Consider the following 231-nt stretch of genomic DNA (forward strand, 5'->3'; position numbering starts at 1 on the left):
CGCGTGAGCCGCAACGCGTTCGCCGCCACGCGCAGGTCGTGTTCCGTCGAGAGATAGTTCGGCGCGATCACGGGCGCAACCGTCGGGTCAGCCGACGCCGCGTGAATGCTGCCTCGCGACGTGGGCCGCAGATTGCACACCGAAGCCGTGAACGCATTGAAGCGATGCAGCGGCTCGCCGAAACGATCGAGCGACAAAGGCTGCACGTGATACTGCAGATCGGGCCGCGTG

General features: G+C 66.2%; 1 protein-coding gene. It reads right to left on the minus strand.

All coding sequences use genetic code 11. From position 1 onward, the window contains the following. A partial coding sequence (locus tag SB772_RS46125; protein ID WP_410839283.1) for a GMC oxidoreductase occupies positions 1 to 231 on the minus strand: 231 nt, incomplete at both ends.

The organism is Paraburkholderia sp. SIMBA_030 (assembly GCF_046535245.1).
GTDB lineage: Bacteria > Pseudomonadota > Gammaproteobacteria > Burkholderiales > Burkholderiaceae > Paraburkholderia.